The organism is Streptococcus sp. ZY19097, from assembly GCF_040731245.1.
In the GTDB taxonomy this organism is placed as follows: Bacteria; Bacillota; Bacilli; order Lactobacillales; family Streptococcaceae; genus Streptococcus; species Streptococcus orisratti.
In genome coordinates this window covers 2361585-2383229 of the sequence record NZ_CP160400.1, presented here as the reverse complement: position 1 = coordinate 2383229, position 21645 = coordinate 2361585, and the positions used below count along the sequence as shown (strand labels likewise).

Below are 21645 nucleotides of genomic sequence, written 5' to 3'. Positions count from 1 at the left end.
AGAAAACAGCCTAAAGCATGTGCGCCAGCACAGCAATTACACAGAAAAAATTACAAAAACGAGGTAAGACAGAATGAAAGAAAAAAATATAAAAACCATGGTAGCTTTTGAAATTGAAAACAAAGAATATAGTCCGGTGAAAAATGCCATAGCTGTGGAATTAGAAACAGTTATTAGCAAAATATATCAATTAGATCATGAAACAGGATGGACATTGCACTATCTCACTGATATTATGATGAACCATTTTCATGAGGACGTCGCGCGTGTATCGTATGGGGACCTATCTCCTATCGAAAACAATCTAAATGGGCTTGTTGCACGTATTGAAAAAGCACGTATTTTACTCTTAAAAGGTGGGTATGAAAATCGTGTAGATTTCGATAATCCTATGTGGTACTTAAACATGGCGTTGTCAGACATTGAACAAATACACAAATTATCAAAGAAAGAGGCATAACATGACCGAACTCAACCTAACACCAACAGAGATGATAATCTTGTTTGCGTTACTACTTCTGCTGCTTGTCAAATTATTGCAGCATAGGAGCTATTTTAAGCTTGATTTAGAGCCTAAAAATGATGATGAGAAGAAAACTACTCCCGAACCATATCAAACACGCTATGGGGCTTATATTCAATCACAGGGGCGTTATTACAATTAGAGAGGTGTAGACATGACAGCAAACAAAAATTTTGACCTAGCAAAATCACGCGCTGAAAACTTTGGTCAGTGGTTAAATGAGGCTTTCCAAACTATGCTAGATTTTTCCCTAGAAGATAAATTTGATTGTTACAGTATCGAGGAACGAAATCAGCTAGAACGAGTATTAGAAACCCTAACAGATTTTTCTGATATGTGGGAAAAAGGTCAGATTATTCTAATCAGCAAGGAAAGAGAGGAAATAGAATGACACTACCACCGCTACCAGAGAATTATAGACGTGTCCTTAGTCTTATCAAGGTAGGAGCTGACAAGCCCACCACAGGGGCAGAAATCGCCCTTGTTTTGAAGTTAGAAGAAAGGACAGTACAAAGTATAATCAGCCGTTTAATCACGCGCTACGGCGTTCCTATCATTGGCGTAAGACATGGCTTTAATCGTGGTTACTTTATCCCAGCAGATAAGGCTGAGCTATTAGACGGCGCTAAAGCTTTTTATAATCAAGTACAGGAAGAACAAAAGCGCCTAAGTGTTTTGTTAAATGCTGACCTTGATAGCTATAAGGAGTTACTGAAAGGGGCTGATATGAATGTTTAGTTTAAGCAAAGAGAGTGAAAACAGCCTAAAACGTGGAGTATTAAAACTAATAGATGGCTTTCTAAAAGATTATCTGAAGCCCAAAACACGTTTGACAGGGCTGATGACACCCAAACAACTCAAAGAAGAGTTGGACGTAGATTATAAAACTTTGCAACGTTGGGAACGTGCTGGGTTACAGCGCTACTCCCCTCCTATCGAGGACACACGCAAAGTCTTTTATAAAGTGAGTGATATTCTGATATTTTTGGGGGTAGACAATGGGTAGATATAGCATACACCCCGCACAAGGTGGCGGACATTACCATAATGAAAAAGTTTACAAAGACCAACGTCCGAGCGTCGAACAGAATAAGGAACAGCAGCGATTGAAGAAATTGAAAAAGAAACGGAGGAAGTGACATGATTTACGAAGCCAGAGGTTTTCAGAATAATCTGGTTTATCCGTTTGACAAGCTAGAACCGTTTGAATATATCGCCCGTTTTAAGCCCATAAAAGTACCAGAAGGGGCTAATCTTGAGGAATATAAACGCACACAAGCCCCCTACTGTTTGAGTGGTAAAGTGAAACCAGATACTAATGGAAGTTATAAGCGTAATAATACTAGCCTTGTTTATCGTGATTTGATTTTCCTTGATTATGATGAGATAGAAACAGGCATAGACTTCCCTAAAATCATTTCTGAGACACTCTGGGAGTACAGCTATATTATTTATCCAACTATTAAGTACACAGCCGAAAAACAGCGTTTTAGGCTTGTCGTGAAGCCTAGTGGCAATATGGACGAAGAAAGCTATAAACAGGTAGTTAATGAGATAGCGGATAAGGTCGGGCTACCTTTTGACATGGCTAGCCTTACTTGGTCGCAACTCCAAGGCTTACCCGTTACAACTAGAGACCCAGAAAACTATCAGCGTTATGTTAACCGTGGGATAGATTATCCCGTACAAAGTACAAGCCCGACAACTCAAAAGGGAGTAAAACCGCAGACGTACACACCACGGCCAAGCGGTCAGCGGTCTATCACTATGAGGGTCATAGATACGCTTTTTAATGGCTTTGGAGACGAGGGAGGGCGTAACGTGGCACTCACGCGCTTTGTGGGGTTACTCTTTAATAAGTGGGTGGATTGTGATATAGAAACAGCTTACGAATTAACAAAGATAGCAAACAGCGTGACAGCTACCCCCCTACCAGAGAGGGAGCTAGATAGGACTTTTGAAAGTATAGCAAGAGCAGAATTTAGAAAGAGAGGATAGAACCATAGAAAAGGAAGAATTGAAAAGCCTGGAAAGTGAAATCTTAGAGGCGCGTGAGCAGGAGCAACCGCCCAGGACAATGAAGGAATTGGAAAACCGTATCTTTCAAGCTGGGGAACAATGGCGGGAAGAACACACGGAAACCAAAATAAACGAAAGTACAGGGGACGTTACCGAAAAGGTGGCCATGCCCCAGGTTTTTACAGTTGCCAAAATGCTAAGCGAAATTATCACCTTTACTTTTATCAGCAAAAGCAACGTACCTGATTATAGCCTACTCTATATATATGATTTAGATGAGGGTATATATACGGCTAGTAATGACTTATTTAACCGATTTTGCAAGACATTTGACGTGAGGATTAAGCCTAGGGAATGGCCCCAGATTAAGCTAATGGTTAGAACATTGACAAGGATAAAGAAACCGCTGGAGAGCGCCTATCTTATCCCCGTACAGAATGGCATTATTGACTTAAAGACTAAGGAGCTACTTCCTTTCAGTCCTAAATATGTGATTACAAGTAAGATTAACACGGCATACCACGCGCCTAAGCGGGTCCCGACCGATAGGGAGGGGAAGACATTTGACGATTGGTTAAACTCAATCGCTTGTAATGATAGTGAGCTTGTAATATTGTTTTGGCAGATTATCCTGGAGGCTATCAACCCCAACCATACACGGAACAAGTTTGCTATCTTTTACGGGGACGGTAACAACGGAAAAGGGACATTTCAGCGGTTCCTTATCAACCTGATAGGAGAAAGTAACGTATCAGCATTGAAGCCCGCTCAGTTTGCTGAAAAGCATAACCTGGAAACGCTAGTAGGTAAAGTTTGCAATATTGGAGACGAGGCACCTAATGAATACTTAAAAAATCCGTCTGACCTAATGAGTATTACCAGTGGGGACACCGTGCTAGTCAATCCAAAGGGGCGCCCAGCTTTTGAAGCGACCTTCAAACTCTTTAATATCTTTTCAGGAAACTATATCCCCAACGGTGGAAATAAGACAAAGGGCTGGTATAGGCGTATTATGATTGTCCCCTTCAATGCTGACTTTAACGGTGAGAAAGAAAAGCCCTGGATAAAAAATGATTTTTTGGCCAATAAAGAGGTATTAGAGTACGCCCTTTATAAAGCTATCAACCAGAAACCATTTACCCATTTTATCGAACCGCAGGCAGTCAAAGGCCTGTTAGAGGAATACCAGGAAGATAATGATTACTTGTTATCTTGGGTAAAACATGAGTACATGGAAAGAGGTTGGCACGAGCTGGACGTAGTACCCGTTTTTATCGCTACAAGATCCTTGAAGCATTATGCCGAAGATATGGGAATACCTAAGCCAAATGTTTACGGTGCTGGTAAGGAGACAATCAGGCACTTACAGCAGTTAACGCCAAATAAGTACCAACTAAAAAAAGCGCGTGTTAAGGTTGAAGATTATGACAAACTGGATCCGTTGGAGTTTGAGAGGCCAAAACTGGGGAGAGTAAATCACGCTATAACAAAAACATACTAAGATTAGTAGTGAAGAAATCTCCGACGGGAGAAAGTACTCACTACTTTTTCTTTATGATAAAGTAGAGGTGTCTTGTTAAGTCGATGCTTCTTTTGACGCTAGACGTCGCAACAAAAACTGGCAAGACACCTGTTTTAGGAAGAATGTTATCAAAGTATGTGGGACGCTAGACGTCGAGTATTGAAAATGACATCTCTAAAACAAGGAATCATTCAAGACAAAGAGGTAATATCATGCGTGCAGTTTTTGGGATTGATGTGAGTAAAGTAAGTTCAGAAGTGGCCATTCTAGTCAACGGCGAGAAGGTTCATGGCTATACCATGCCCAATGATGCCATTGGCTTTGCTCGGCTACTTGGCGATTTGAAAACCGTCCACAAGCCAGAAATCATCTTTGAAGCAACAGGCGTCTATTCTCGTCGTCTTCAAGCTTTTCTGGATGAACATGGCTACGCTTACACACGGCTCAATCCCTTAGAAGCCAAGAAGCAACTGGATAGCTTGCGTGTGCGGAAAACAGATCAAATTGACGCTGAAAAACTGGCTCAGTCCCAGTTTGTGCTGAATCGTAAACCGACCTATGTCCAAGAAGAAGTCTATCAAGACTTGCGGGATCTCAGCCGTTTCTATCAGAATCTGACTGAGGACATTGTTCGGGCTAAAAATCGTCTACACAAGGTCTTACAGGTCACTTTCCCAGAGTTGGAGACTATCTTATCAACGCCAACTGGGGAACAATACTGGAACTTAGTTACTGCGTTTCCTTGCAAGGACTTCGTGCTTGAGTTAAGCAAGGATGAACTCTCAAAGAGCATCCGTCTGTCCACTTCAAAACGGATTTCTGACGAGCGTGTGGCCTACTTAGCAGAGAAGCTGACAGCACTAGCTAATCAATCTTATTGTGCCGTCAAGAAAACCTCTCCAATCATGGAAGAGGTCCGTTACTATGCAAAAGAATTGCTTAGACTTTCTGAACAGAGACAAGCAATCTTAGACGAAATGGTGGAACTAGCTCAACCTTTACCAGAGTATGACATTCTGCTTTCTATTCCTGGTATCGCTGAGACGACTGCAACAAGTATTATTGGTGAACTGGGAGATATTCGCCGTTTTCAGTCTGCCAATCAAATCAATGCCTTTATCGGTATTGACCTGAGACACTATGAATCTGGAAACTTCATCGCTAAGGAACACATTACCAAGCGTGGCAACCCCTACGCTAGAAAGATTCTGTTCAAATGCATTCACAATATCGCTTCAGCTAGTCACACCAATCCTTGCCATATTGCAGACTTTTATGAGAAACGAAAAAGGCAATCGCAAACGACTTCAACCAAGCCACACACGATTGCCTCCATACATCGTCTCATCCGGACAATGTATTACCTCATTATGCATAACAAACTTTACGATTACACTTTAACCCAAAATCGGTAAAACTGTTTATGCCATATTATTGTAACACCTTATTTCAAAAATCACAAAATAAGGTGTTGGTTTTGTATACACTTTTTATGTAAATCTTTAGTGTAAAGTAAGGTCACTTCCCTATTTTGATGACTGTATGAAAATTATTTTTTCTCTAAAACCTTGATAGGCTTGACAAATGGTAGAAAAAAGAATAATGTTGACCTTCTTTTGATGGCCTAAACCCTTGCAGTTACTAGGATTTTACAAAAATTGTTGCCCTTCTTGTTACCTTGTTTAGAAAGAAGGTAACGCACCTAGACCCTTGATATATATAGCTTTATAGCTGTTATGTTGACCTTGTTACCTTCTTTTTAACTCTCTATATAGGAAAAAAGTAGTATTTATATATAAGGGTAAGGAGTTAGAAAGAAGGTCAACATGGTAACAAAGCGGTCTAACCCCTTGTGGCAGTAAGGCGGAGCTATGTTACCTAGAAGGTAACAAAAACACTAAAGAAGGTAACAAATTAAAGAAAAGGAGCTAAAAAAATTGAAAATCAAGCTATTTTATCAGAAACATAAGCAGAGCCTGGAGGAATTTGAGAACCAGGTTAACGACTTTATGGCAAACATTGAAGTTATTGACGTGAAATATACAGAGGCAACTAGTGGCGACTATGAAAATCTATGCACAGACACAGGGCTATTAGTCCTATACAAATAATGGAGATACCCAAAATGACCGAACAAGATTTATTTGACAAAGCAGATAAGGAACTGGAAGAGTTAAATCAGCACCGAGCCAACTTCATGGCCGACAAAACACCCGTGGAAGTTGGTGACATTCCAAAGTTGCTTGAGATTGGAAATATGTTGAGAAATGAGGATACTAATATCAACGCCTACGAACTTTACAAACACCCAGAAGCGCGTGCAAAACTATTCTCACAGATTGCTGAAGCCTGTTTCATGATGGTTGCTACTACTCCTACACCAGTTGAACCAACTCAAGCCCAACGCTTGAATTTTTGCGAATACCTTGAAGGACAGTTCCAAAAGATTATTAAGAAACTTATCTCAAGTACAGACAAACAAGCACTAGGTGAGTTACTAGATTTGTTAGAGCTACCGGCAGAGATAGAAAGCCAGTTTATCCGAGATATGGCAATCAGTGGGTTACTAGCCAAAGATTGAACAGAGAGGCCCCGCCTCTTTTTGTGCTATATCAGCAAAGAAAGGAAAATAGCAGCATGGCTAAAAATAAAGGTGGCAGACCTACGAAAATGACACAGGGAACAATTAAGAAACTGGAAGAGGCTTTTCTGAGGGGGCTAAGTGATGAGGAAGCCTGCTTATATGCGAATATCTCGAAGCCGACACTATACGATTATTGCAAGAAAAATCCACAGTTTTCTGACCGAAAAGAGCTACTGAAGCAACGACTGAAAACACGCGCAAAGTTGAACATATCTAACGCCATAGAGGGTGGAGACGTGGCTATTTCCAAATGGTACTTAGAGCGGAAAGATGATGAATTTAAAACCAAGACAAAACTAGAACATGATGGCAATGTGTCTGTATCGCCTCACAATCCATTTGAAGATTTAACTGTAGAGGAATTACGGGCATTGATTTCTGAAAATGAAGAATAATGGCACTTAAACCAATAGTTTTGGGCTTTTACAGTATAGAGGTATTTTTTGGATGGAAGTATTGTGTATAGAGACATTTACCAGAGCTATGAAAAAGAAAGGGATAACCCAAGGTAAGGCTGAATTAGATGATTATCCCTTGACCATTGACTTAGATAACCTTTTTATTGTTATGGGTAGAGAGAGCTTTGAATTGGCCAGAATACCAGGGACAAAAGGCGGTTATAGGTATTTTTTTCTTTGCCCTGATTGTGGTAGGCGTTGCAGGAAACTATATAAGCGGTATCTGTATTTTAGTTGTGGGACGTGTCAGCAGATCCATAAACAGACACTAAACCGCAGTAAGACAGATTGTCAGTATTATTGGGAACGTGCACTAAGGGAGGCTAGGAAGGTCCAACCAGGGTGGACCCCTGAACGTGGCGGATATGTGTTTGATGGTTTTCCTAGTCGTCCAAAGAGAATGAAGCGTGATAGATATTATAAACATTATCAAAGGTTTTTGAACTATGTTAGAAAAGGGGATAGCTATTGGCTGAGAGGATTATCTAGGTGAAGTATTTTGGCAATTTCCAAAACGAACAAATACTACAAATGTTCGCTTTACAAAACAAATAATGACGGAACGGTTGGGAGCTAAAAAGCTAGTACTATCAAGCATTCACAGGGTTAAAAGGGTGCAAAAATATGGAACGTTTTTTGATTTTTCAAAACGACGAATATCCGAACGCTATATAATTCTTAAAGTTAGAGGAATGAAATAATTAGGTTTAGGCTAGGTTGGATAAGTAAAAAAAGGTGTTTCAGGGGAGGTATTCGGCATTTTTTGGCAGTCTAAAAGAGATAGTGTTTCAGACACGGTGGCGCGTGATTGAACCACGAGCGAACCCCGAGAAAACGCGCATACAGTTACAGAATTTTAGGCATAAAAAAGCCCCACGAGACACACGCAGGGTAAGAAGTTTCAACAAGCTTATTTTACCATAGGAGGGGCAACAATGACCATAGAGGAGTTAAAGCAGAGGCTAGAGGGTATTAGGTGGATTGACAAAGAGATCAGTCAGCTTTACCTGGAGCTTCAATACTTGGAAACTGGACTATTCAAGCAGACAACACTAACGCAGGCCAGGGTACAGACTAGCAGGGTAAACAGTACGGAAAATCAGTTAGTTGCCCAGCTAACACTTAAGGAAGATATAACAAGTAGAATTGACAGACTAACCCAGGACCGCCTGGAGCTTGTCAGCATAATTGACAAGCTAGAGATCCCGAAATATCGCTTAGCCTTAAACCTTTACTATGTTCAACATAAGTTAGATATTGAAGCTAGTGAGATAATGGGAATAAGTAAGACGACATTTTTTAGATATTTGAGACAAGGACAAGCCGAATTAGTTAGCTTGTTAACTCATGCAGAGAAAGAAAATTAACCTTGTTTTAGTGCGTGTTTGAGCTTGTCCGATAAATAAACCAGGGAATAATTAGGCCTTTAGAAACGGAGCTAGAGGCCTTTGTGAATGCGGGGGTACTAACCTACCATGGGTACACGTCCGACCTTCACGCCGTCATTGTACATTTTTTCTCACGCCAAAAATTCTAAAGGGGGTAAAAACAGCTAAAACCATTGGTATTATTAAGTTTTTAGAGGGTTGTAAGTTCCCCAAATGGTAACACAATCCTAACAAAATGGGGTTAATCCTAACAAAAAGCGTTACGTTTTGGCTAGTTTCAAAGAGTGTATAATGCGAACAGCAAGCGATTTTGTAAAAACATGGTATAATACACTTACCAGCAATCAAAAAAAGCGTAGCTGATGACTACGCTAGTTCTTGCCTGCTGAACTCATTAAAATTTGTGGACTTTTGAGATTTTTTTAGGTTGTCAAACGTTGATTTGATAACCTTTTTTCTATGTAAAATTTGTTCACCTTTATGTTCACCTTTGAGGGAAATATAAGGAAATCTAAAGAAATACGATTTTTCAAAAACCTAGTAAAATCAAGGTTTTAGGGGGTATAATACCCTCTAACGTTAATCAAATTTCAATACAGAATATTTTTTCTTCCCACGGCGGATAACCGTTAATTCGTTGTCAATCTTGTCACTATCAGAAAGGCTATAATCTAGATCTTGTACACGTTCTCCATTGATGTAGATGGCACCGTTTTGGACATCTTCTCGAGCTTGGCGCTTAGATGGACTAATGCCAGCAGTCACTAAGATGTCGACGATATTAAGGTTATCGTCAGCTTGTACGGCGTAGTTTGGCACGTTGCTAAGACCTTGTTTAAGTTCCTTAGCAGAGAGGTTTTTGATATTTCCTGCAAATAGTTGCTCTGTAATGTTGAGAGCTTGCTTATAAGCATCCTCACCGTGTACAAGTGTCACAACTTCTTTGGCCAAGATTTTTTGGGCTAAACGTTCATGACGGGCAGCGTTAAATTGTTCCTCAATCTCTGCAATCTCATCAAGGGATAGGAAGGTAAAGATTTTCAAGAAACGGACAGCATCATCGTCCATGACATTGAGCCAGAACTGGTACATTTCATATGGTGACGTCTTGTCGGAATCTAACCAAACGGCGTTACCTTCTGATTTACCAAATTTCTTTCCAGTTGAGTCTGTGATGAGTGGAACAGTCATGACATGTCCTGTTTTATCTGCTTTACGGCGAAGCAATTCAGTACCTGCTGTCATGTTGCCCCATTGGTCAGAACCACCGATTTGAAGGGTAACATTATGAGTACGGTTGAGTTCGTAAAAATCATAGCCTTGCATGATTTGGTAGGCGAATTCGGTGTAAGAAATTCCTGTCTCGATACGTTTTTTGACAGAGTCTTTACTCATCATGTAGTTAACGGTAAAGTATTTTCCGACATCGCGTAAGAAGTCGATAAAGCTAATAGTTCCAAACCAGTCGTAGTTGTTAACCATTTCGGCTTTATTGTCACCATTTTCAAAATCAAGGAAACGAGAGAGTTGACCTTGGATTTTAGTAACCCATCCCTCTACCGTTTCTTTGGTTTGAAGGCTGCGCTCTGCGTCTTTGAAAGAGGGATCACCGATCAGACCAGTAGCTCCACCAACTAGAGCGTAAGGTTTGTGCCCTGCTAATTGCAAGTGACGGCAGACGAGGATTGGTACCAAATGCCCCAAATGCAGGCTGTCGGCAGTTGGGTCGTAGCCAGAATAATAGGATACTTGCCCTTCTGTTAATGCTTTTACTAGGGCTTCTTCATCAGTCGTTTGAAAGACCAAGCCACGTGCTTTGAGTTCTTCGAAAATATTCATGAGCTTTCTCCTTTATCTTTATTGATTTACAGGCTATTATATCAAAAATCAGTGCTACTATGCAAGCTTGTTGAAAATTTGGTATAATGAGAGGTGAGGTATTTTAATGTTCAAAGGAAAGAAAAATAAGAAAAAAAGCGAAAAGCATACTTTGACGGTATTGGACGTTGGAGCCGTTTTTTTACGGACTCTGAAGCTGATGATTGATTTTGCTTATGTCATCATTTTGCTCTTTGTGATGTTGGGAACAGGTATGGCCTTTGGCTATCTGGCAAGTCAAATTGATACGGTCAAAGTACCGAGTAAAGACAGCTTGGTTAGTCAAGTGAGTTCTCTGACTCGTATTTCTCAGTTGGCTTACTCTGATGGTTCTGCCATCGGACAAATAGATTCAGATTTGTTGAGGACACCTGTTGCGAGCACAGATATTTCTGATAATATCAAACATGCTATTATTGCCACAGAAGATGAAAATTTTGAGCATCACAAAGGAGTGGTTCCCAAGGCAGTTTTTCGTGCTACGTTAGCTTCAGTGCTCGGGTTTGGAGAATCAAGTGGTGGTTCGACTTTGACACAGCAATTGCTGAAACAGCAAGTTCTGGGAGATGATCCTACCTTTAAACGTAAATCTAAGGAGATTATCTACGCATTGGCCTTAGAACGTTATATGAGCAAGGATGAGATTTTGACAGACTACCTTAATGTTTCGCCATTTGGGCGTAATAATAAGGGACAAAATATTGCAGGGATTGAAGAGGCAGCGCAGGGAATTTTTGGAGTGAGAGCCAAGGATTTAACAGTTCCTCAAGCTGCTTTCTTGGCAGGACTGCCACAAAGTCCAATTGTTTATTCTCCGTACATGTCAGATGGTCAATTGAAATCTGAGGAAGATATGGCTTATGGTCTGAAACGTCAGAAGGATGTACTCTACAATATGTACCGCGCAGGCTATTTAACAAAGGCGGAGTATGAGGAATATAAGTCTTATAATGTTGTTCAAGATTTTAAACAGCCAGAAGCCGCTTCAACCACTTCCCACGATTTTCTCTACTATACGGTATTATCGGCTGCTCAGGATGTTATGTATGACTACTTGATTCAACGCGATCAAGTTTCAGAACAAGATTTGAAAAATGATGCAACCAAAGAAAGCTATAAAAAGCGTGCTTTGAGCGAATTACAGCAAGGTGGCTACACGGTAACTTCCACGATTGATAGAGCTGTTAATGATGCAATGCAATCCGCTGCTGCTCAGTTTGGTGCTTTACTAGATGATGGAACAGGAACTGTTCAGATGGGGAATGTTCTAATGGATAACGCTACAGGTGCAGTTCTTGGTTTTATCGGAGGTAGGGATTACCTTAGTAATCAGAATAATCACGCTTTTGATACCAAACGCTCACCAGGGTCAAGTATTAAACCAATCTTGCCTTACGGAATAGCAATTGATCAGGGAATAATGGGGAGTGCCAGTGTCTTGTCCAATTACCCGACGACCTTCTCAAGTGGTGAAAAAATCATGCACGGAGACGAAGAAGGTACAGGAATGATTAACCTTCAGGAAGCGCTGAATGTTTCTTGGAATATTCCAGCCTATTGGACGTATCAAAAGTTGCTGAATCAAGGTGTTGATGTTGAAGATTACATGAATAAGATGGGCTATAATATTGACAATTACAATATTGAAAGTTTGCCATTGGGAGGTGGTGTTGAAGTTTCTGTTGCTACTCAGACTAATGCTTACCAGATGGTAGCAAATAACGGAAACTATCAAGAACAGTATCTTATAGAAAAAATCACCGCTGGTGATGGAACTGTTGTCTATCAACACGAGTCTAAACCTGTTCGTGTTTTCTCTAAGGCAACCGCCACTATTTTACAAGACCTTTTGAGAGGCCCAATTAGTTCTGGCAAAACGACAACCTTTAAATCACGTCTAGCAGGTTTGAATGCTAGTTTGGCAAATGCGGATTGGATTGGTAAAACAGGGACCACCAACTCAACGTCAGACGTTTGGCTGATGTTGGCTACTCCTAAGGTAACTTTGGGGGGCTGGGCCGGACATGATGACAACCATTCAATGGCCGCTTTAACGGGTTACAATAATAACGCCAATTACATGGCTAATCTCGTCAATGCTATTGATCAAGCTTCTCCAAATATTTTTGGAAATTCTGACAAGTTCAGTTTGGATTCTAGCGTCATCAAGGCAACAGTTTTGAAATCGACTGGATTACAGGCAGGAACCGTGACAGTTAATGGTCGTAGTATAACTGTTGGAGGTGAAACAACCGTTAGTTACTGGGCTCAGGGCGGTCCAGGCACCATGACCTATAAATTTGCTATCGGAGGTACGGATAGCGATTATGCTAAGGCTTGGTCAAGTTTAGGTAATAAGAAATAAATTTGCTTTTTTGAGAAAAATAAGGTATAATATCTTAGATATTTGTCGTCTTCTTTGGTTGAAATATTGTCCAACCAAGGTTTACAGCAGTTAAATCAAACTTTAAAGTCCGATTTAGCTGCTCTTTTTGTGCCTATTTTTAGGAAACATAAGAAATGTAACTTATATTTAAAGTTTCTAAAAATTCACACATAGACGAGCGATTTTTGTTGCTTGACTTGCTTAGCAAGTCCAAACACATAGAAGGAGTTAATATTTTGGCAGGACATGACGTTCAATACGGGAAACATCGTACCCGTCGTAGCTTTTCAAGAATTAAAGAAGTTCTTGATTTACCAAATTTGATTGAAATTCAAACAGACTCTTTCAAGGACTTCTTGGATAATGGTTTAAAAGAAGTTTTTGAAGATGTACTTCCAATCACTAACTTTACAGATACTATGGAATTGGAGTTTGTTGGTTATGAACTAAAGGAGCCTAAGTACACTTTAGAAGAAGCACGAATCCATGATGCTTCATACTCTGCGCCAATCTTTGTCACTTTCCGTTTAGTAAACAAAGAAACTGGAGAAATCAAAACTCAGGAAGTATTCTTTGGTGATTTTCCAATCATGACTGAAATGGGAACTTTCATCATCAATGGTGGTGAACGTATCATTGTTTCTCAGTTGGTGCGTTCTCCAGGTGTTTACTTTAATGATAAAGTGGATAAAAACGGTAAGATTGGATATGGTTCAACGGTTATCCCTAACCGCGGGGCATGGTTAGAATTAGAATCTGATTCAAAAGACATCGCCTATACACGTATTGACCGTACGCGTAAAATCCCATTTACAACTCTAGTTCGTGCTCTAGGCTTCTCTGGAGATGATGAGATTTTGGATATTTTTGGAGAGAGCGAATTGGTTCGCAATACTATCGAAAAAGATATTCACAAAAATCCTGCAGATTCACGTACGGATGAAGCACTCAAAGAAATTTACGAACGCCTTCGTCCAGGTGAACCCAAAACGGCTGACAGTTCACGCAGCTTGTTGATAGCTCGTTTCTTTGATCCAAAACGTTATGATTTAGCAGCTGTTGGTCGTTATAAAATTAACAAGAAACTTAATCTTAAAACGCGTCTTTTGAACCAAACGATTGCAGAAAATTTAGTTGATGGAGAGACCGGTGAAATCCTTGTTGAAGCTGGTACGGTCATGACTCGTGATGTGATTGATTCCATCGCTGACTACATTGACGGAGACCTTAACAAATTTGTTTACACACCAAATGATTATGCAGTTGTAACAGAACCTCTTGTTCTTCAAAAATTTAAGGTTGTGGCTCCAACGGATCCAGATCGCGTTGTTACAATCGTTGGTAATGCTAACCCACACGACAAGGTGCGTGCGCTTACTCCAGCTGATATTTTGGCTGAGATGTCTTATTTCCTCAATTTGGCCGAAGGAATTGGTAAGGTTGACGACATTGACCACCTTGGAAACCGTCGTATTCGTGCCGTTGGTGAATTGCTTGCAAACCAGTTCCGTATTGGTCTTGCCCGTATGGAACGTAATGTTCGTGAACGTATGTCAGTTCAAGATAATGAAGTATTGACACCAACAGGTATTATTAACATTCGTCCAGTGACAGCAGCGGTTAAAGAATTCTTTGGTTCATCTCAGTTGTCACAGTTCATGGACCAGCACAACCCACTTTCTGAGTTGTCTCACAAACGTCGTTTGTCAGCCTTGGGACCTGGCGGTTTGACCCGCGATCGCGCTGGTTACGAAGTGCGTGACGTTCACTACACTCACTATGGTCGTATGTGTCCTATCGAAACCCCTGAAGGACCTAATATCGGTTTGATTAACAACTTGTCTTCTTATGGTCATTTGAACAAGTATGGATTCATCCAAACACCATACCGTAAGGTTGACCGTGCAACAGGTGTTGTCACAAATGAGATTGTTTGGTTAACAGCTGATGAAGAAGATGAGTACACTGTGGCTCAAGCAAATTCACCATTAACTGAAGATGGCAAATTCGCTAACGAAATTGTCATGGGACGTCATCAAGGGAATAACCAAGAATTTCCTGCAAGTATTGTTGATTATGTGGACGTATCACCTAAACAGGTAGTTGCGGTAGCAACTGCATGTATTCCGTTCTTGGAAAATGACGACTCCAACCGTGCCCTTATGGGTGCCAACATGCAACGTCAGGCTGTTCCATTGATTGATCCACATGCGCCTTATGTCGGTACAGGTATGGAATATCAAGCTGCTCATGACTCAGGTGCTGCGGTTATCGCCCAACACGATGGACGTGTTGTATTCTCAGATGCAGAAAAAGTTGAAGTTCGCCGCGAAGATGGCTCACTAGATGTTTACCACATCACAAAATTCCGTCGCTCAAACTCAGGAACTGCCTATAACCAACGTACTTTGGTTAAGGTTGGAGACCTTGTTGAAAAAGGTGATTTCATTGCTGATGGGCCTTCTATGGAAAATGGTGAAATGGCTCTCGGTCAAAATCCAATTGTCGCTTACATGACATGGGAAGGTTACAACTTTGAGGATGCCGTTATCATGTCTGAGCGTCTTGTTAAAGAGGATGTTTACACATCTGTCCATTTGGAAGAATTCGAATCAGAAACACGTGATACAAAGCTTGGCCCTGAAGAAATCACCCGTGAAATTCCAAACGTTGGTGAGGAAGCCCTTAAAGATCTTGATGAAATGGGTATCATCCGTATTGGTGCTGAAGTTAAAGAAGGCGATATCCTTGTTGGTAAGGTAACACCTAAGGGTGAAAAAGACCTTTCTGCGGAAGAACGTCTCTTGCATGCCATCTTTGGTGACAAGTCACGTGAAGTGCGTGATACATCGCTCCGCGTACCTCACGGTGGTGATGGTATCGTTCGTGATGTGAAGATCTTTACACGTGCTAATGGTGATGAATTGCAATCGGGTGTTAACATGCTTGTTCGTGTGTACATTGCCCAAAAACGTAAGATTAAGGTCGGAGATAAAATGGCCGGTCGTCACGGAAACAAAGGGGTTGTTTCTCGTATCGTTCCTGTTGAGGACATGCCTTACCTTCCAGACGGGACACCAGTTGATATCATGCTGAACCCACTTGGGGTGCCATCTCGTATGAATATCGGACAAGTTATGGAGCTCCACCTTGGTATGGCTGCGCGTAACTTGGGTATCCACATTGCGACGCCAGTCTTTGACGGAGCAACTTCAGATGACCTTTGGTCAACCGTTCAAGAAGCTGGTATGGACTCAGATGCTAAGACAGTCCTTTATGATGGTCGTACCGGTGAACCATTTGATAACCGTGTATCCGTTGGGGTCATGTACATGATCAAACTTCACCACATGGTTGATGATAAACTTCATGCGCGTTCTGTTGGTCCTTACTCACTGGTTACCCAACAGCCACTTGGTGGTAAAGCACAATTTGGTGGACAACGTTTTGGTGAAATGGAAGTGTGGGCTTTGGAAGCTTACGGTGCTTCAAACGTTCTTCAAGAAATCTTGACTTACAAATCAGATGATGTTAATGGTCGTTTGAAAGCTTATGAAGCGATTACCAAAGGAAAACCAATTCCAAAACCAGGAGTGCCAGAATCCTTCCGCGTTCTTGTGAAAGAGTTGCAATCCCTTGGACTTGATATGCGTGTCCTTGATGAAGATGATCAAGAAGTTGAACTTCGTGATCTTGATGAGGGTGAAGATGATGACGTGATGCACGTCGAGGAACTTGAAAAAGCCCGCCAAAAACAAGAAGAAGAGGAACGTGCAGCAGCGGTGGCTGCCGCTGCTGAAACAGCAGCTGAAGTTGTCGAAGAAGACTAAGACAAAGTAAAGATAAGAGCTCTGAAAGCAAGGCAAACACTAACAAATGCGGTTTGCCTTGAGAGTATCTGTTCCTAAGTTGGAAAGATAAAAAGAGCGCGTTCCTTGTGGAATGCTATTGCTAAATCAAAGAAAGGTAAAACTAGTGGTTGACGTAAATCGTTTTAAAAGTATGCAAATCACATTAGCCTCACCAAGCAAAGTCCGTTCTTGGTCTTATGGTGAAGTTAAAAAACCTGAAACAATCAACTATCGTACGCTCAAACCAGAACGTGAAGGACTCTTTGACGAAGTCATTTTTGGTCCGACAAAAGACTGGGAATGCGCCTGCGGCAAATATAAACGTATCCGTTACAAAGGGATTGTTTGTGACCGTTGTGGGGTTGAAGTAACTCGTGCTAAAGTTCGTCGTGAACGCATGGGTCACATTGAATTGAAAGCGCCAGTATCGCACATTTGGTACTTCAAAGGTATCCCATCGCGTATGGGACTTACCCTTGATATGAGCCCACGTGCCCTTGAAGAAGTTATTTACTTCGCAGCTTACGTGGTTATCGACCCAATGGACACACCGCTTGAGCCAAAATCTCTCTTGACAGAGCGCGAATACCGTGAAAAATTACAAGAATATGGTTACGGTTCATTTGTGGCTAAAATGGGTGCAGAAGCTATTCAAGACTTGCTCAAACGTGTGGATCTTGAAGCTGAAATCGCAGAGCTTAAAGAGGAATTAAAATCTGCAACTGGTCAAAAACGTGTGAAAGCTGTTCGTCGTTTGGATGTGCTGGATGCCTTTTACAAATCTGGTAACAAACCAGAATGGATGGTTCTGAACATCTTGCCAGTCATCCCACCAGATCTTCGTCCAATGGTTCAATTGGACGGTGGACGTTTCGCCGCCTCTGACTTGAATGACCTTTACCGCCGTGTTATCAACCGTAACAACCGTTTGGCGCGCTTGCTTGAATTGAATGCCCCAGGTATCATCGTGCAAAATGAAAAACGGATGCTTCAAGAAGCAGTAGATGCTTTAATTGATAACGGTCGTCGTGGCCGTCCTATCACAGGACCAGGTAGTCGTCCGCTTAAATCGCTCAGTCACATGCTGAAAGGTAAACAAGGACGTTTCCGTCAAAACTTGCTCGGGAAACGTGTTGACTTCTCAGGCCGTTCCGTTATTGCCGTTGGCCCAACATTGAAAATGTATCAATGTGGTGTGCCACGTGAGATGGCAATTGAACTCTTTAAACCATTTGTGATGCGCGAAATCGTTGCACGTGATTTTGCTGGTAATGTCAAAGCAGCTAAACGTATGGTTGAACGTGGAGACGAACGTATCTGGGATATTCTGGAAGAAGTCATCAAAGAACACCCAGTTCTTCTTAACCGAGCACCGACTCTTCACCGTTTGGGTATCCAAGCCTTTGAACCTGTTTTGATTGATGGTAAGGCGCTTCGTCTTCACCCACTTGTCTGTGAAGCCTACAATGCCGACTTTGACGGAGACCAAATGGCCATCCACGTGCCACTTTCTGAAGAAGCGCAAGCTGAAGCACGTCTTTTGATGCTCGCTGCCGAACACATCCTTAATCCTAAAGATGGTAAGCCAGTCGTAACCCCATCGCAGGACATGGTTCTTGGTAACTACTACTTAACTATGGAAGATGCTGGACGTGAAGGTGAAGGTATGATTTTCAAAGACCGTGATGAAGCTGTTATGGCTTACCGCAATGGATACGTTCACTTGCATTCACGTGTTGGTATTGCCGTTGACAGCATGCCAAACAAACCATGGACAGATGAACAACGTCATAAAATTATGGTCACAACTGTTGGTAAGATTCTCTTCAACGATATCATGCCAGATGACCTACCATATCTCCAAGAGCCAAATAATGCTAACTTGACTGAAAAAACACCGGATAAATACTTCTTGGCACCAGGACAAGATATTCAAACCGTTATTGATAGTTTGGATATTAATATCCCATTCAAGAAGAAAAATCTTGGTAATATCATTGCTGAAACCTTTAAACGTTTCCGTACAACTGAAACATCAGCTTTCCTTGACCGCTTGAAAGACCTTGGGTACTACCATTCAACACTTGCTGGTTTGACTGTAGGGATCGCCGATATTCCAGTCATTGATAACAAAGCAGAGATTATTGAAGCGGCTCACGAGAAAGTTGAGCAAATCAACAAAGCCTTCCGTCGTGGTTTGATGACAGACGACGATCGTTACGTTGCTGTAACAACAACATGGCGTGAAGCTAAGGAAGAACTTGAAAAACGTCTGATTGAAACACAAGATCCTAAGAACCCAATCGTTATGATGATGGACTCTGGAGCGCGTGGTAACATCTCAAACTTCTCACAGCTTGCCGGTATGCGTGGTTTGATGGCTGCTCCTAATGGACGTATCATGGAACTGCCTATCTTGTCTAACTTCCGTGAAGGTTTGAGCGTTTTGGAAATGTTCTTCTCAACTCACGGTGCGCGTAAAGGTATGACGGATACCGCTTTGAAGACTGCCGACTCAGGTTACTTGACCCGTCGTCTGGTTGACGTGGCTCAAGATGTTATCATTCGTGAAGATGACTGTGGAACCGACCGTGGTCTTGTCATCACAGCTATTACAGATGGTAAAGAAGTAACCGAAACTCTTGAAGAACGTCTTATTGGGCGTTACACTAAGAAATCTGTTAAACACCCAGAAACTGGTGAGGTTATCGTTGGTCCTGATACCTTGATTACGGAGGATATGGCTGCTGAAATTGTCAAAGCCGGGGTAGAAGAAGTGACTATCCGATCTGTCTTCACATGTAATACCCGTCATGGTGTTTGTCGTCACTGTTATGGTATTAATCTTGCTACTGGAGATGCTGTTGAAGTTGGTGAAGCAGTTGGAACGATTGCTGCTCAATCTATCGGTGAGCCTGGTACACAGTTGACCATGCGTACCTTCCACACGGGTGGTGTAGCCTCAAATACCGACATTACACAAGGTCTTCCTCGTATTCAAGAGATTTTTGAAGCTCGTAATCCTAAAGGGGAAGCTGTTATCACTGAAGTCAAGGGAACAGTTATCGAAATAGAAGAAGATGCTACAACTCGTACCAAGAAGGTTTTCGTAGAAGGTAAAACTGGTACAGGTGAATACGTAGTTCCATTTACTGCACGTATGAAAGTACAAGTTGGGGATGAAGTTCATCGCGGTGCGCCATTGACTGAAGGTTCTATTCAACCGAAACGTCTCCTTGAAGTGCGTGACACTTTGTCAGTTGAAACTTACCTCCTTGCTGAAGTTCAAAAAGTTTATCGTAGCCAAGGGGTAGAAATCGGTGACAAGCACGTCGAAGTTATGGTTCGTCAAATGCTTCGTAAAGTCCGAGTTATGGATCCAGGTGATACCGATCTTCTTCCAGGGACTCTTATGGACATCACCGATTTCACTGATGCCAACAAGGATATCGTCATCGCTGGTGGTATTCCTGCAACATCACGTCCAGTCCTTATGGGTATTACTAAGGCCTCTCTTGAAACTAATTCATTCTTGTCAGCGGCTTCCTTCCAAGAAACAACTCGAGTTCTGACAGATGCGGCTATCCGTGGTAAGAAGGATCATCTTCTTGGTCTTAAAGAAAATGTTATCATCGGTAAGATTATCCCAGCTGGTACAGGTATGGCACGTTACCGTAACCTTGAACCACAAGCAATCAATGATCCACTTGATGGTACAGAAGAAAACACACCAGTAGCAGAAGAAACTTCCGAAGAAGTACAAGCTACCGAAGCTGACTAATAACGTAAAAAAGTCTGAGAGTTATCTCAGGCTTTTTGTCATAACTAATAATTGAAGATATCACAGGATTAAAAATATTTGCTATAATAATATAAAAATTTAAATTAGAGCTAGAAAGGATTAATTATGGGGGATAGGGATTTATTAACATTAGGCGAATTATTTCGTGACCTTAGAATTGCACGAGGATTAAAGTTGAAAGATGTTGCAAGAGAAAACCTATCGGTATCACAATTGTCTAAATTTGAAAACGGTCAAAGTATGTTGGCTGCAGATAAGTTATTAATTGCTATTTCAGGTATTCATATGAGTCTATCCGAATTTGGTCATGCTTTAAACCAATACAAAGAGGATGATTTTCATCAGATAGCTAATAAAATTCAAGTATTACATAGTAAAAAGGATGTAACTGGTTTAAAATTATTACTTTCAGAATCCCGCTCCAATTGCTGTGAGATTTATGAACGTTTACAACAGATTGTAATAAAAAGTAGCATCTTTTCTTTAGATAAAAATATGCCTATATCATCTGAGGAACGGGAATTTCTAACGAATTACTTATTCAGTATTGAAGAATGGACAGAGTATGAGGTGTATCTTTATGGCAATACACTTAATATTTTATCTGATGAAGACCTTATTTTCTTAGGAAAGGCTTTTGTAGAACGAGACAAGTTTTATTCATCTATTCCACATCATAAAAAGAGTGTAGAAATCATTATTATTAATCTTATTTTAACTCTTATAGAGCGTAAACAATTTTATTATGCTTCCTACTTTATAGAAAAGCTGGATACATTAATTACTTATCAAGATATGTTTGCAGAGGTAGTTCTTAATTTTATGAGAAAAATGCTAACATATTTTGACGACGGTTCGATTACCATTGAGGATATACGAAATTATATAAAGATGGTCGAAGAGGTGGGAAGTCCTACTACCGCTAGTTTGCTGGAGATTAGTCTAGAACAAATGTTATCAAAGTAGTTTTTTACAATGATATGTTAGGTAAGGTAAGGTAAGGGGGACTGTCAGCTAATTTCTTTATGTAATTTTATTGCATATCGTAGTGGTTGAGAGGGATATGAAGTGTAAATAATCGATACTAATCGCCTCACTTAACTTGTATGGGGATAGACTATTTTAGATTTAGATATATTGTTTAATTGAACTTTGTGAAATGACTAAGTTTTTT

The 21645-nt window shown here is 41.0% G+C and carries 18 protein-coding genes; 17 read left to right on the top strand and 1 reads right to left on the bottom strand.

The window, feature by feature from the left end:
• The first annotated feature begins 73 nt into the window (after positions 1–73).
• The 13 genes from ABZ559_RS11870 to ABZ559_RS11810 all read left to right on the top strand — a co-directional run bounded on the left by ABZ559_RS11870 (position 74) and on the right by ABZ559_RS11810 (position 8533).
• Positions 74–460 (top strand): hypothetical protein, encoded by a 387-nt coding sequence (locus ABZ559_RS11870; protein ID WP_367006565.1) that lies wholly within the window; start codon positions 74–76, stop codon positions 458–460.
• Between the two features lies 1 nt (position 461).
• Positions 462–665, top strand: a complete 204-nt coding sequence (locus ABZ559_RS11865; RefSeq protein ID WP_367006564.1) for a hypothetical protein — start codon at positions 462–464, stop codon at positions 663–665.
• Positions 666–677: 12 nt separating this feature from the next.
• Positions 678–914 carry a hypothetical protein gene (locus ABZ559_RS11860; RefSeq protein WP_367006562.1) on the top strand — a complete coding sequence of 79 codons (237 nt, stop codon included), beginning with the start codon at positions 678–680 and terminating at the stop codon, positions 912–914.
• The gene (locus tag ABZ559_RS11855; protein WP_367006561.1) at positions 911–1261 is read left to right on the top strand and encodes a hypothetical protein; all 351 of its coding nucleotides are present in this window, start codon (positions 911–913) and stop codon (positions 1259–1261) included. Before ABZ559_RS11860 ends, ABZ559_RS11855 begins: the two co-directional genes overlap by 4 nt.
• Positions 1254–1529 (top strand): MerR family transcriptional regulator, encoded by a 276-nt coding sequence (locus ABZ559_RS11850; protein ID WP_367006559.1) that lies wholly within the window; start codon positions 1254–1256, stop codon positions 1527–1529. The genes ABZ559_RS11855 and ABZ559_RS11850 overlap by 8 nt, the downstream gene beginning before the upstream one ends.
• Before the next feature lie 134 nt (positions 1530–1663).
• Positions 1664–2521 carry a primase alpha helix C-terminal domain-containing protein gene (locus ABZ559_RS11845; protein ID WP_367006557.1) on the top strand — a complete coding sequence of 286 codons (858 nt, stop codon included), beginning with the start codon at positions 1664–1666 and terminating at the stop codon, positions 2519–2521.
• Between the two features lie 19 nt (positions 2522–2540).
• The gene (locus tag ABZ559_RS11840) at positions 2541–4043 is read left to right on the top strand and encodes a phage/plasmid primase, P4 family (protein ID WP_367006556.1); all 1503 of its coding nucleotides are present in this window, start codon (positions 2541–2543) and stop codon (positions 4041–4043) included.
• Between the two features lie 233 nt (positions 4044–4276).
• Complete coding sequence (locus tag ABZ559_RS11835) at positions 4277–5479, top strand: IS110 family transposase (protein WP_367006554.1); 1203 nt, start codon at positions 4277–4279, stop codon at positions 5477–5479.
• A 522-nt stretch (positions 5480–6001) separates the two neighbouring features.
• Complete coding sequence (locus ABZ559_RS11830; protein WP_367006553.1) at positions 6002–6175, top strand: sporulation protein Cse60; 174 nt, start codon at positions 6002–6004, stop codon at positions 6173–6175.
• A 14-nt stretch (positions 6176–6189) separates the two neighbouring features.
• A complete protein-coding gene (locus tag ABZ559_RS11825; RefSeq protein ID WP_367006552.1) occupies positions 6190–6645 on the top strand; it encodes a hypothetical protein in 456 nt (151 codons plus the stop codon).
• Between the two features lie 56 nt (positions 6646–6701).
• On the top strand, positions 6702–7103 hold the full coding sequence (locus tag ABZ559_RS11820) for a hypothetical protein (RefSeq protein WP_367006551.1): 402 nt from the start codon (positions 6702–6704) through the stop codon (positions 7101–7103).
• Positions 7104–7155: 52 nt separating this feature from the next.
• Complete coding sequence (locus ABZ559_RS11815) at positions 7156–7659, top strand: hypothetical protein (RefSeq protein ID WP_367006549.1); 504 nt, start codon at positions 7156–7158, stop codon at positions 7657–7659.
• A 442-nt stretch (positions 7660–8101) separates the two neighbouring features.
• The gene (locus ABZ559_RS11810; protein ID WP_367006548.1) at positions 8102–8533 is read left to right on the top strand and encodes a DUF1492 domain-containing protein; all 432 of its coding nucleotides are present in this window, start codon (positions 8102–8104) and stop codon (positions 8531–8533) included.
• Between the two features lie 600 nt (positions 8534–9133).
• On the opposite strand, the gene tyrS is transcribed toward ABZ559_RS11810, so the two are convergent.
• Positions 9134–10393: a tyrosine--tRNA ligase gene (gene tyrS / locus ABZ559_RS11805; protein WP_367006546.1), complete on the bottom strand. Its 1260-nt coding sequence runs from the start codon at positions 10391–10393 to the stop codon at positions 9134–9136.
• A gap of 106 nt (positions 10394–10499) precedes the next feature.
• On the opposite strand from tyrS, the gene pbp1b reads away from it, so the two are divergent.
• The 4 genes from pbp1b (at position 10500) to ABZ559_RS11785 (ending at position 21437) form a co-directional block, all read left to right on the top strand.
• Positions 10500–12797 carry a penicillin-binding protein PBP1B gene (gene pbp1b, locus ABZ559_RS11800; protein ID WP_367006545.1) on the top strand — a complete coding sequence of 766 codons (2298 nt, stop codon included), beginning with the start codon at positions 10500–10502 and terminating at the stop codon, positions 12795–12797.
• Positions 12798–13054: 257 nt separating this feature from the next.
• On the top strand, positions 13055–16648 hold the full coding sequence (locus ABZ559_RS11795; protein WP_367006543.1) for a DNA-directed RNA polymerase subunit beta: 3594 nt from the start codon (positions 13055–13057) through the stop codon (positions 16646–16648).
• 145 nt (positions 16649–16793) lie between these two features.
• Complete coding sequence (rpoC, locus tag ABZ559_RS11790; RefSeq protein ID WP_367006542.1) at positions 16794–20450, top strand: DNA-directed RNA polymerase subunit beta'; 3657 nt, start codon at positions 16794–16796, stop codon at positions 20448–20450.
• 126 nt (positions 20451–20576) lie between these two features.
• Positions 20577–21437, top strand: a complete 861-nt coding sequence (locus tag ABZ559_RS11785; RefSeq protein ID WP_367006540.1) for an Rgg/GadR/MutR family transcriptional regulator — start codon at positions 20577–20579, stop codon at positions 21435–21437.
• Positions 21438–21645: the final 208 nt, after the last annotated feature.

What these genes read in the sequence shown, in the direction of transcription:
- ABZ559_RS11825 (WP_367006552.1), top strand. Translation starts at nt 6,190, where the DNA reads ATGACCGAACAAGATTTATTTGACAAAGCAGATAAGGAACTGGAAGAG.
- ABZ559_RS11820 (WP_367006551.1), top strand. Translation starts at nt 6,702, where the DNA reads ATGGCTAAAAATAAAGGTGGCAGACCTACGAAAATGACACAGGGAACA.
- ABZ559_RS11870 (WP_367006565.1), top strand. Translation starts at nt 74, where the DNA reads ATGAAAGAAAAAAATATAAAAACCATGGTAGCTTTTGAAATTGAAAAC.
- ABZ559_RS11860 (WP_367006562.1), top strand. Translation starts at nt 678, where the DNA reads ATGACAGCAAACAAAAATTTTGACCTAGCAAAATCACGCGCTGAAAAC.
- pbp1b (WP_367006545.1), top strand. Translation starts at nt 10,500, where the DNA reads ATGTTCAAAGGAAAGAAAAATAAGAAAAAAAGCGAAAAGCATACTTTG.
- tyrS (WP_367006546.1), bottom strand. Translation starts at nt 10,393, where the DNA reads ATGAATATTTTCGAAGAACTCAAAGCACGTGGCTTGGTCTTTCAAACG.
- ABZ559_RS11865 (WP_367006564.1), top strand. Translation starts at nt 462, where the DNA reads ATGACCGAACTCAACCTAACACCAACAGAGATGATAATCTTGTTTGCG.
- ABZ559_RS11810 (WP_367006548.1), top strand. Translation starts at nt 8,102, where the DNA reads ATGACCATAGAGGAGTTAAAGCAGAGGCTAGAGGGTATTAGGTGGATT.
- ABZ559_RS11845 (WP_367006557.1), top strand. Translation starts at nt 1,664, where the DNA reads ATGATTTACGAAGCCAGAGGTTTTCAGAATAATCTGGTTTATCCGTTT.
- ABZ559_RS11835 (WP_367006554.1), top strand. Translation starts at nt 4,277, where the DNA reads ATGCGTGCAGTTTTTGGGATTGATGTGAGTAAAGTAAGTTCAGAAGTG.
- ABZ559_RS11850 (WP_367006559.1), top strand. Translation starts at nt 1,254, where the DNA reads ATGTTTAGTTTAAGCAAAGAGAGTGAAAACAGCCTAAAACGTGGAGTA.
- ABZ559_RS11855 (WP_367006561.1), top strand. Translation starts at nt 911, where the DNA reads ATGACACTACCACCGCTACCAGAGAATTATAGACGTGTCCTTAGTCTT.
- ABZ559_RS11815 (WP_367006549.1), top strand. Translation starts at nt 7,156, where the DNA reads ATGGAAGTATTGTGTATAGAGACATTTACCAGAGCTATGAAAAAGAAA.
- ABZ559_RS11785 (WP_367006540.1), top strand. Translation starts at nt 20,577, where the DNA reads ATGGGGGATAGGGATTTATTAACATTAGGCGAATTATTTCGTGACCTT.